We start from the raw sequence: 10,402 nt of genomic DNA on the forward strand, positions 1-10,402 counted from the left end.
ATAACGGGGTAAACAATGAATTGGAGAAGAGAATAATGAAGAAAGATTTTCTGATTGCCCCATCCATTCTATCCGCAGATTTTGCCCGTCTGGGTGAAGATACCGTAAAGGTATTGGCAGCAGGTGCTGATGTTGTGCACTTTGACGTTATGGATAACCATTACGTCCCGAACCTGACAATTGGTCCGATGGTCTGTCAGGCTCTGCGCAATTATGATATTACCGCTCCGATTGATGTTCACCTGATGGTAAAACCTGTTGATCGCATTATCCCCGATTTTGCCAAAGCAGGTGCAACCTATATCACTTTCCATCCCGAAGCGAGCGAGCATGTTCACCGAACACTGCAACTGATTAAAGATCACGGTTGTAAAGCAGGTTTGGTTTTCAATCCGGCAACATCTCTCAGCTACCTTGATTATGTTATGGATAAACTGGATGTCATTTTGTTGATGTCAGTTAACCCTGGTTTCGGCGGTCAATCTTTCATTCCAGAAACCCTAAACAAACTGCGTCAGGTACGCAAACTTATTGATGAAAGTGGATACGATATTCGCCTTGAAGTTGATGGTGGTATCAAAGCCAATAATATTGCCGCAGCAGCTCAGGCAGGGGCGGATATGTTCGTCGCAGGCTCCGCTATTTTCAGTCAACCTGACTATAAAACGGTTATTGATGAGATGCGCCGTGAATTATCAACAGTAGCATAATGGCAGACAACATGATGGGAAAAAATGCAGTTAAAAATATTCGGGCCATTGCATTTGATCTGGATGGAACACTGATCGACAGTGCCGGTGGCCTAGCCGATGCTTTAGATCAGGCTCTGATTGCCAAAGGATTGCCCGCAGCAGGCAAAGAACGCGTTGCGGTTTGGGTGGGTAATGGCGCAGATATCATGGTGGAACGCGCATTGAAATGGTCAACAGTAGAATTTACCCCAGAATTGCACCATGAAATCCGTGAGCTGTTTGATAAATTCTATAAAACCACCGTCACGACAGGCAGCACACTCTTTCCTCATGTCAAAGAAACGTTGGCAGAGCTGGCAAAACTTAACCTGCCGATGGCGATTGTCACTAACAAGCCAACACCTTTTGTTGCACCATTGCTGGAATCATTAGGTATCAGTGAATACTTTTCACTGGTGCTAGGTGGTGACGATGTTAAACAGAAAAAACCGCATCCGGCACCGCTGTATCTGACAATGGGCATGTTTGGTCTACATAAGGAAGAATTGCTTTTCGTTGGTGATTCACGTAATGATATTTTGGCTGCACAAGCAGCAGGTTGTCCTTGTGTTGGCTTAACCTATGGATATAACTATGGGGAATCTATAGCATTAAGTCGTCCGAATTATGTATTGGACAATTTCTCGGATTTAATCCCAACAATTGGACTATCAACTTTGAACTTACAGGAAGCGTAATAAAATGAATGAACCCACTGCAATGAAACCAAACGCACAAAAACCCATTGTATTCAGCGGCGCACAACCCTCCGGTGAATTGACCATCGGTAACTACATGGGGGCGTTACGTCAGTGGGTTAAAATGCAGGATGAATATGATTGTATCTACTGCATCGTTAATCAACATTCTATTACCGTACGCCAAGATCCCGAAGAACTGAAAAAACGCACACTGGATACGCTGGCACTTTACCTTGCTTGTGGCATTGATCCAAAGAAAAGCACTATTTTCGTCCAGTCACATGTTCCACAACATACTCAACTGGCTTGGGTATTAAACTGTTACACCTATTTCGGCGAACTCAGCCGCATGACTCAATTTAAGGATAAATCAGCCCGTTATCCAGAAAACATTAATGCTGGTTTATTTGAATATCCTGTCCTGATGGCTTCTGATATCTTGCTTTACCAAGCTAATCAGATCCCTGTTGGCATTGACCAGAAACAGCATCTTGAACTGACCCGTGATTTAGCACTGCGCTTTAATGCTTTATACGGTGACATTTTCGCTGTGCCAGAACCATTCATTCCGAAAGGTGGTGCACGCGTGATGTCATTGCAAGATCCGAATAAGAAAATGTCAAAGTCAGATGATAACCGTAATAACGTGATTGCTCTGTTGGAAGATCCAAAATCTGTTGCTAAGAAAATCAAACGTGCAGTTACTGATTCCGAAGAACCACCTCGTGTACGTTATGATCTGGAAAATAAGCCTGGTGTTTCCAATTTGTTGGATATACTTTCTGGCGTCACAGGTAAAACAATTCCTGAACTGGAAGCCGAATTTGAAGGAAAAATGTACGGTCATCTGAAAGGTGCAGTAGCAGATGCAGTATGTGAAATGCTGGCAGGTTTACAAGAGCGTTTCCATCATTTCCGTAATGATGAGGTTCTACTGAACCAAATAATGGCAGAAGGCGCAGCTAAAGCACAGGCTCGTGCTCAAGCGACTTTGGATAAAGTCTATGAAGCGGTTGGGTTTATTGCTCATCCGTAATCATGTTATTCCCAATGGATTTCAAGATAGAGCTAACAAATCTGAAACTTGAAAGACGACGGGTATTTTTATTATTTATTGTCAAAGGAGATCAGTATATCTCCTTTGTTTTTGTAGTTAATGTTTTAGTTACCATTTTAATTTTTTGAATCGAAGCATAATATCATTATTTGTTACATTAGATGCAGAAGGAAATTCTGTATCATCATGCAGAATAACACGATCTTTCCTTTCACGTCTCCATTTTGCACTTGCATCTACACATTTAAAAATATTTTCGTTTTCTTTCTCAAATCTAAAATTTTTAGAAGGCCTTTTATCTCTTCTTTCTCGATCAATTGTATATAAATGATTTTTATAAGTATCAGGTCCTGTATTCATACCTACTTCAAAACGAAAATCACATAATACTCGTGAAGTCGCCCAAGTATCATTTCTTTCTTCTTCATTAGCCCCATTACATGGATTTCTACACTCTCTAAAATATTTTAACTTTCTAATACTAGTGGGATTTTTATATTTATCATCTCTCTTAAGCATGTTGGATGAAAATCTTTCACTCATAGAAATTAAAATACTCTCAATTTCTTTTGAGCCAACATTAGCAGCAAGAATTGCAGTACCACCAAAAGAATTGACCTTCCAGGATTTTCCTCTAACATCACCAAAAGCAACTCCTAATGGTGCATCAACATTTCTAAATTTAGCCTCTTGAGAAATATTTTTAATACTTGCCTTCTCCAATTCAACATCAACATCCAGGTAAATACCTCCTTCTAAATATAAAATAACCGAACGCGCAATATCACTTGACATTCCATAATTATGATAGTATCCATTGATATTCCTATAAAACATAGATTTCAAGAATATAATATTTTTATGCGAATGTATAAGTTTTTTATGTACAGTGTCAAAAGCTTCATCTATATCTCTAATAAAAAAAGCATTAAATTTATAATTTAATTTTTGTATTTTCTCTTTTCCTCCAATCTTATCAAATTCACATCCAAATAACTCACCTACATTAATTACACCAAATTTACTATCAATGTTTTCTATTATATTATTAAATGTTCTTGTCATTAATGATTTGTTAAGAACCCATAAATGCACTTCAAAACCCTGATTATGCATTTTCATTTTAATAATATTTTTCATAAACTTCTCTGGTATATCTTTACCAGTCCAGAAATAGTGGATTTTATTTGGTATATTCACAAATCACCTCTTCATTATTATTAATGTTTTAATTTTGATTAAATTTATATTTTTTGCAGAATTAGAAATTCGTATGGCTAATCTATTTTAATAGTGTAAATACACATTTTTGTGATTTTTATCACATTTAAAAAATAAGTATGACGATAACAAGAATCTGGTTATCGTCAACTGTGCTCTGACGATTTATTGTTTGAAGATTTTCTTAATTATTTCCAAATAAACGACGATTGAAGTCCTCTATTTTTCCATGCAATATCCGCTTTTGCATCGTCAGATTCCAGCTAGCAGATAACCCTGCTGCCCCCATTAAACGTTGATATTGTTCTCCATCAAATGGGCTATGGAAAGCAATGGAAATAGCATCCTTAACAGAAACATCACTATTTCGACTGAGTAATTTTAGTGGTTCAGCAGCACTGACAAAACCTGAAGAGATGACCCGATATAACCAACCGCAATACCCTTTATCCTGCATCATGGCTGCAAAATTCGCAATTCCAGTAATAAGATTAAGTTTGTAGCAAGGAGAACGGGGCTGTGTCACCTGAATAATTGCCTCTCCCCACTGGAAAATATCCCCAATATAAACATTCTCTTCTGTCATACCTTCCGTTGATATGTTTTCACCAAATAAGGGAGATACAAATAATTCCACTAATTCAGGAAATTGCCTTTTCCAAAAGAGGTAATATTCCATAGGATAATGACAAAGCGCGCGATCAGGGCCGCCATGAAAACGAGTCTCTGCCTGTTCATCTCCTTCCAGACCAAGAGAGGTTAGCTGTAATCGTCCATTCACCAACAGTTTGTTGATTGCACTGAAACCCCACTTTTCGGAAGATGTTATTTTACCTCTATATACCTGTGGATAATACATTTCTACTTCTCCTCAATAGGCTAATATAAATATTATCCTGACCAAATAAACGCGCCAAGCTTCATCTTTTTGCCCTTTTAAAGCAGAAAAGATGTCAAATGATAGCGAATATTATGAGCAATAAAAATGCTGACCCCACAGTGATCAGCATTATTAAGAGAGGGATTTTTAGAACTTATTCCATTTTTTCTTCGTAACGTTTTGCCGCTTCTTCCCAATTTACGACATGCCAAAATGCCTTAATATAGTCGGGGCGACGGTTTTGATACTTCAGATAATAAGCATGTTCCCACACATCTAATCCCAAAATGGGATAGCCAGAAGTACCAGAAATTTCTTCACCCATCAATGGGCTATCCTGATTTGCAGTAGAAACAACGTCAAGTTTGCCATCTTCTTTTAAGACTAACCAGGCCCACCCAGAGCCAAAACGGGTTGCGGCTGCTTGTTCAAATTTTTCTTTGAAAGCATCAACGCTACCGAAATCCCTTTCTATTGCTGCTTTTAATGCACCAGATAAAGTTGTCCCTAATTTCAAACCCTTCCAGAACAGACTATGGTTTGAATGACCTCCTGCATTATTACGCATAAAAGTACGTTTATCCTCAGGAACTTCATCAAGCCGCTGAATGAGTTCATCAATCTCCAGACAGGCGAGTTCTGGACAGGATTCTAATGCAGTATTGGTATTTGTAACGTAGGTTTGATGGTGTTTGGTGTGATGAATTATCATCGTTTGTTCATCGAAATGCGGTTCTAGCGCATCATACTGATATGGTAGAGAAGGTAATGAATGGCTCATGTCATATCTCCAGTTGTTTTTAAATATACACACCTTTTATTTATTGGGTATGAGGTTCACACCTTGTGAACTGCAAGATTATTATAGTGAATTAAACGATAATGAAAATGATTATCAATTCCATATTATAACTATGGTTTCTTTTTAATTTTTCTTTTAATGTGTTTCTCAGATGAAATAACTAAATAAAATCCATCGGTTAGTGTATTTGTTTAAATAATGAAATTATTAATGACAATTAATTTTCACAAATACGCCGCACTAAATGATCATTTCATGAAATTCATTCTTTCCAATTGCGTGATCTTCCGCGCAAAAAAGAAACAAAATTTCTTCTTACACTTTAGTTAACCTTGTTTTGACATAGTATTAACAATTGCAAGGAGATAAAAATATGACTCAAATAATCAAGCACCCTATTCCTGCTGACATCGCAGAAACAGCCCTGATAAACAAGCAACAATATAGGCAAGACTACCAATGGTCACTACAAGATCCTGAAGGGTTCTGGGGTGAGAAAGGTAAGATACTGGATTGGATAAGACCTTATACCAAGGTTAAAAACAGCTCTTTTGACCCCGGACATATCAGTATCCGTTGGTTTGAAGATGGAACACTAAATCTAAGTACTAACTGCCTTGACCGCCATTTACAAGAACGTGGTGATCAGACTGCCATTATCTGGGAAGGAGATAATCCCGCTGAATCCAGACATGTTACGTATAAAGAGCTATATCACGATGTCTGTCAATTCGCTAATGCATTGAAAAAAATTGGGATTAAAAAAGGTGATGTCATCGCCATCTATATGCCAATGGTGCCGGAAGCTGCCGTTGCCATGCTGGCCTGTGCCCGGATTGGCGCAATCCACTCGGTGATTTTCGGGGGTTTTTCTCCTGATGCAATTTCTGGTCGGGTTATCGATTCAAATGCCAAGTTAATTATTACTGCTAATGAAGGCATACGAGTCGGACGAACTGTTCCACTGAAAAAAAATGTTGATGAAGCACTGAGCAACCCAACCGTGACAAGTGTTACCAATGTTGTTGTTTTCAAACGTACAGATAATGCAACAAACTGGCAGACCGAACGTGATTTATGGTGGCATGAATTAACTGATGGGATGAATGCAGACTGTCCGGCCGAAGAGATGAATGCAGAAGATCCGCTATTTATTCTTTATACTTCCGGCTCCACAGGTAAACCCAAAGGTGTTCTGCATACCACTGGTGGTTATCTGGTCTACGCGTCTTTGACGTTCAAATATACGTTTGATTACCGTCCTGGTGAAGTTTATTGGTGTACAGCCGATATCGGTTGGGTAACAGGTCATAGTTATCTGTTGTATGGCCCGCTATCTTGTGGTGCAACATCCGTGATGTTTGAAGGTGTACCGAACTATCCTGATGTGAATCGTCTCAGCCAGGTTGTTGATAAACACCAGGTGAATATCCTCTATACCGCACCAACTGCTATTCGTGCATTAATGGCCGAAGGGGATAAAGCTATTGAAGGAACCAAACGCACATCATTACGCATCATGGGATCTGTAGGTGAACCCATTAACCCAGAAGCCTGGGAATGGTATTACAAAAAAATAGGTAACAGTAAATGCCCTATTGTCGATACATGGTGGCAAACGGAAACAGGTGGTTTCATGATTACACCATTACCTGGAGCAACTGATCTCAAAGCAGGATCAGCGACTCTGCCATTCTTCGGCATTAGCCCCGCATTAGTAGATAACTCAGGTGACATTTTGAGTGGTGAATGCGAGGGGAATCTTGTTATTACCGATTCATGGCCAGGACAAGCCAGGACTCTATTTGGTGATCATGATCGTTTTGAGCAAACATATTTTTCTACCTTTAAAGGGGCATATTTCAGTGGGGATGGTGCCCGGCGTGATGAAGACGGCTATTACTGGATTACTGGCCGTGTTGATGATGTGCTGAATATTTCAGGCCATCGATTGGGTACTGCTGAAATTGAATCGGCTCTGGTAGCTCATCCTAAAATCGCTGAGGCGGCCGTTGTTGGTATCCCTCACCATATTAAAGGACAAGCTATTTACGCTTATGTCACATTAATTCATGGTGAAGAACCTTCTCCTGAGTTGTATAGCGATGTCAAAAACTGGGTACGCAAAGAAATCGGCCCAATTGCAACCCCTGATATTCTTCACTGGACAGATTCTCTACCCAAAACGCGTTCAGGAAAGATTATGCGACGGATTTTGCGCAAAATTGCTTCCGGTGATACCAGTAACTTAGGAGATACTTCCACTTTAGCCGATCCTAGCGTTGTTGAAAAATTACTAGAAGAAAAGCAGTCCATGGCTATGCCTTAGCATATGCAGTAAAGACATCCAATGCCGCCGTAGGGCGGCTTTGTAACGTATCATCAAAAGTGCAGAACTGCTCAGGGACGTGATAAATAGTCATGAATTCCTGCGAATATGGTTGCTCCGGATTTAATAGTCCTTAATGTGGCTTAAGGTGCGTCCTTTAACATTTAAAAGGAGAAACTCTGATGAATGCCGATATTTATCAAGAGGTTGAGAATAATCCTCGCTTCAGGGAATTAGTTGAGAAGCGCGGACGTTTTGCCTGGTTGTTGTCCATCATTATGTTAATGCTTTATGTTGGTTTTATTTTTCTCATTGCCTTTGCCCCCGAATGGCTTGGCACACCTCTCTACGAAGGCTCCAGCGTAACACGTGGTATTCCTGTTGGTATCGGTATTATTTTTATTTCTTTCATATTAACAGGAATTTATGTTGTCAGAGCGAATGGTGAATTTGATCGTCTGACATCTGCTATTCTCAAGGAGGTGGGAAAATGAAAAAGCACCTCCTCCCAACAATCCTATTATTTCCTTCCTCCTACCCTATTTTAGCCCAGGCAGACGCCCTTTCAGGTAATGTAGAAAAGCAACCTTTGAATATTCAGGCTATTATCATGTTTCTGCTATTCGTTGGATTCACGCTTTACATTACTTATTGGGCATCAAAACGAACAATATCTCGTTCAGATTACTATACTGCCGGAGGACGGATCACAGGTTTTCAAAATGGAATGGCTATTGCTGGGGACTATATGTCAGCAGCCTCTTTTTTGGGGATTTCTGCGTTGGTTTATACCTCCGGTTATGATGGACTGATTTACTCCATCGGCTTTCTTGTTGGCTGGCCAATTATTTTGTTCCTGATCGCTGAACGGTTGAGAAATCTGGGACGTTATACATTTGCTGATGTCGCTTCTTATCGATTAAAACAGCGTCCTATCCGTACTTTATCTGCAATGGGATCTCTGGTTGTTGTTGCGTTATATTTGATCGCACAAATGGTTGGAGCCGGAAAACTTATCGAACTATTATTCGGGCTGAATTACCACATCGCTGTTGTTTTAGTTGGTATTCTAATGGTTCTGTATGTACTGTTTGGTGGCATGCTGGCAACGACGTGGGTTCAGATTATCAAAGCAATTTTATTGCTGGCTGGAGCAACATTTATGGCTTTGATGGTTATGAAAGCCGTGAATTTCAATTTTAATACCCTGTTTAAAGAAGCTATTGCCGTACACTCACACGGGCAGGATATTATGAGTCCAGGTGGATTAGTTTCTGATCCGGTATCTGCGCTCTCTTTAGGACTGGCGTTAATGTTTGGTACTGCTGGCTTACCGCATATCATCATGCGATTTTTTACCGTTAATGATGCTAAAGAAGCCCGCAAAAGTGTTTTCTATGCCACCGGTTTTATCGGTTATTTCTACATCCTAACCTTTATCATTGGATTTGGTGCAATACTGTTAGTCAGCCCCAATGCTGCATTTAAAGATCCAACTGGAACATTAATTGGTGGGACTAATATGGCCGCAGTCCATCTTGCAAGTGCGGTTGGCGGTGATTTTTTCCTCGGCTTTATTTCTGCTGTCGCTTTTGCCACGATTTTAGCTGTTGTAGCAGGGCTGACATTAGCTGGTGCTTCAGCAGTTTCTCATGATCTCTATGCTAATGTGATTAAACGAGGGCAAGCCAATGAACGGGATGAGTTAAAAATTTCCAAAATTACTGTAGTCTTCCTGGGAATTATCGCTATTGGATTAGGTATTTTGTTCGAAAAACAAAATATTGCTTTTATGGTCGGTCTGGCTTTCTCCATTGCAGCAAGTTGTAATTTCCCAATTATTTTATTGTCGATGTACTGGAGCAGGCTGACAACACGTGGAGCTTTGATTGGTGGATGGTTGGGATTAATGATAGCCATCGTATTGATGATCCTTGGCCCAACAATCTGGGTTAGTATTCTTGGGCATGAAAAACCCATCTATCCTTATGAGTATCCAGCTCTATTTTCCATGATTGTAGCATTTGCCGGTGCATGGCTTTTCTCGATTACAGATACATCAGAACAAGGTCAATTGGAAAGAGAAATGTTCCGTAAGCAATTTTTACGTTCACAGACCGGCCTGGGTATTGAGCAAGGAAACGCACATTAGCATTAAATCCTGAACTTATCCTGCCCTTTTGGGCAGGTTCTATTTTGTTAACCAAACAGAGAGCTGATGTTTAATATAATCTGATGACAAACGTTCTTGTTCCAGACGAGAAGATTGAAAGCAACCGGAAATCAGACCATTAAACAAATTAGTTTCTTCTTCACTAAGAAAGACAGGAACAACTTCAGTTGGTGTATCTTCAATCCCCATCAATCAATTAAGGTAAGATCGACAAGGAAAATAGACCACGACGGTATTCATGGGGAATAAGGAAAGGTATAAGGCTCAATTTCATTGAGCAAATGCAAAAAAGCCATCCGGTAAAGGATGGCTTCTCTGTCAAATAACTGTCTGGCAGTGCCCTACTCTCGCATGGGGAGACCCCACACTACCATCGGCGCAACGGCGTTTCACTGCTGAGTTCGGCATGGGGTCAGGTGGGACCGCCGCGCTATTGCCGCCAGACAAATCCTGTATTCAATCCCGAACAAGCTGTCAGTGCCGCACCTGGCGTCACCGTTATCTGAAA

The 10,402-nt window shown here is 40.1% G+C and carries 10 protein-coding genes and 1 rRNA gene; 6 read left to right on the forward strand and 5 right to left on the reverse strand.

All coding sequences use genetic code 11. The features are described from left to right. The first annotated feature begins 35 nt into the window (after positions 1-35). The 3 genes from rpe to trpS are packed head-to-tail and all read left to right on the forward strand — an operon-like array spanning position 36 to position 2,468. On the forward strand, positions 36-710 hold the full coding sequence (gene rpe, locus ABLA85_RS01030) for a ribulose-phosphate 3-epimerase (protein WP_367960571.1): 675 nt from the start codon (positions 36-38) through the stop codon (positions 708-710). 14 nt (positions 711-724) lie between these two features. Continuing rightward, positions 725-1,429: a phosphoglycolate phosphatase gene (locus ABLA85_RS01035; protein ID WP_367960614.1), complete on the forward strand. Its 705-nt coding sequence runs from the start codon at positions 725-727 to the stop codon at positions 1,427-1,429. A 4-nt stretch (positions 1,430-1,433) separates the two neighbouring features. Beyond that, positions 1,434-2,468: a tryptophan--tRNA ligase gene (gene trpS / locus ABLA85_RS01040; protein ID WP_367960573.1), complete on the forward strand. Its 1,035-nt coding sequence runs from the start codon at positions 1,434-1,436 to the stop codon at positions 2,466-2,468. 129 nt (positions 2,469-2,597) lie between these two features. On the opposite strand, the gene ABLA85_RS01045 is transcribed toward trpS, so the two are convergent. The 3 genes from ABLA85_RS01045 to sodA form a co-directional block, all read right to left on the reverse strand. Next, positions 2,598-3,689, reverse strand: a complete 1,092-nt coding sequence (locus ABLA85_RS01045; protein ID WP_367960575.1) for a glycosyltransferase — start codon at positions 3,687-3,689, stop codon at positions 2,598-2,600. Between the two features lie 205 nt (positions 3,690-3,894). Further along, positions 3,895-4,569, reverse strand: coding sequence for a 6-hydroxyaminopurine reductase (gene yiiM / locus ABLA85_RS01050; RefSeq protein WP_367960576.1), 675 nt, complete (start codon positions 4,567-4,569; stop codon positions 3,895-3,897). 175 nt (positions 4,570-4,744) lie between these two features. After that, a complete protein-coding gene (gene sodA / locus ABLA85_RS01055) occupies positions 4,745-5,371 on the reverse strand; it encodes a superoxide dismutase [Mn] (protein WP_367960578.1) in 627 nt (208 codons plus the stop codon). A 394-nt stretch (positions 5,372-5,765) separates the two neighbouring features. Here sodA and acs point away from each other — a divergent pair, with 394 nt between their 5' ends. From acs to actP, 3 genes are all read left to right on the forward strand, one after another. Further along, positions 5,766-7,721, forward strand: a complete 1,956-nt coding sequence (gene acs / locus ABLA85_RS01060; protein WP_367960579.1) for an acetate--CoA ligase — start codon at positions 5,766-5,768, stop codon at positions 7,719-7,721. Positions 7,722-7,903: 182 nt separating this feature from the next. Next, positions 7,904-8,215, forward strand: a complete 312-nt coding sequence (locus ABLA85_RS01065; RefSeq protein WP_367960581.1) for a DUF485 domain-containing protein — start codon at positions 7,904-7,906, stop codon at positions 8,213-8,215. Continuing rightward, positions 8,212-9,873 (forward strand): cation/acetate symporter ActP, encoded by a 1,662-nt coding sequence (gene actP, locus ABLA85_RS01070; RefSeq protein WP_367960583.1) that lies wholly within the window; start codon positions 8,212-8,214, stop codon positions 9,871-9,873. The genes ABLA85_RS01065 and actP overlap by 4 nt, the downstream gene beginning before the upstream one ends. A gap of 39 nt (positions 9,874-9,912) precedes the next feature. On the opposite strand, the gene ABLA85_RS01075 is transcribed toward actP, so the two are convergent. Both ABLA85_RS01075 and rrf read right to left on the reverse strand, forming a co-directional pair. After that, positions 9,913-10,083: a Wadjet anti-phage system protein JetD domain-containing protein gene (locus ABLA85_RS01075; protein ID WP_367960585.1), complete on the reverse strand. Its 171-nt coding sequence runs from the start codon at positions 10,081-10,083 to the stop codon at positions 9,913-9,915. Positions 10,084-10,222: 139 nt separating this feature from the next. After that, positions 10,223-10,338, reverse strand: a 5S ribosomal RNA gene (rrf, locus tag ABLA85_RS01080). Positions 10,339-10,402 lie beyond the last annotated feature (64 nt).

This window comes from Xenorhabdus sp. SGI246, from assembly GCF_040838225.1.
GTDB lineage: Bacteria > Pseudomonadota > Gammaproteobacteria > Enterobacterales > Enterobacteriaceae > Xenorhabdus > Xenorhabdus indica.

What these genes read in the sequence shown, in the direction of transcription:
- rpe (WP_367960571.1), top strand. Translation starts at nt 36, where the DNA reads ATGAAGAAAGATTTTCTGATTGCCCCATCCATTCTATCCGCAGATTTT.
- ABLA85_RS01035 (WP_367960614.1), top strand. Translation starts at nt 725, where the DNA reads ATGGGAAAAAATGCAGTTAAAAATATTCGGGCCATTGCATTTGATCTG.
- trpS (WP_367960573.1), top strand. Translation starts at nt 1,434, where the DNA reads ATGAATGAACCCACTGCAATGAAACCAAACGCACAAAAACCCATTGTA.
- yiiM (WP_367960576.1), bottom strand. Translation starts at nt 4,569, where the DNA reads ATGTATTATCCACAGGTATATAGAGGTAAAATAACATCTTCCGAAAAG.
- sodA (WP_367960578.1), bottom strand. Translation starts at nt 5,371, where the DNA reads ATGAGCCATTCATTACCTTCTCTACCATATCAGTATGATGCGCTAGAA.
- acs (WP_367960579.1), top strand. Translation starts at nt 5,766, where the DNA reads ATGACTCAAATAATCAAGCACCCTATTCCTGCTGACATCGCAGAAACA.
- ABLA85_RS01065 (WP_367960581.1), top strand. Translation starts at nt 7,904, where the DNA reads ATGAATGCCGATATTTATCAAGAGGTTGAGAATAATCCTCGCTTCAGG.
- actP (WP_367960583.1), top strand. Translation starts at nt 8,212, where the DNA reads ATGAAAAAGCACCTCCTCCCAACAATCCTATTATTTCCTTCCTCCTAC.
- ABLA85_RS01075 (WP_367960585.1), bottom strand. Translation starts at nt 10,083, where the DNA reads ATGGGGATTGAAGATACACCAACTGAAGTTGTTCCTGTCTTTCTTAGT.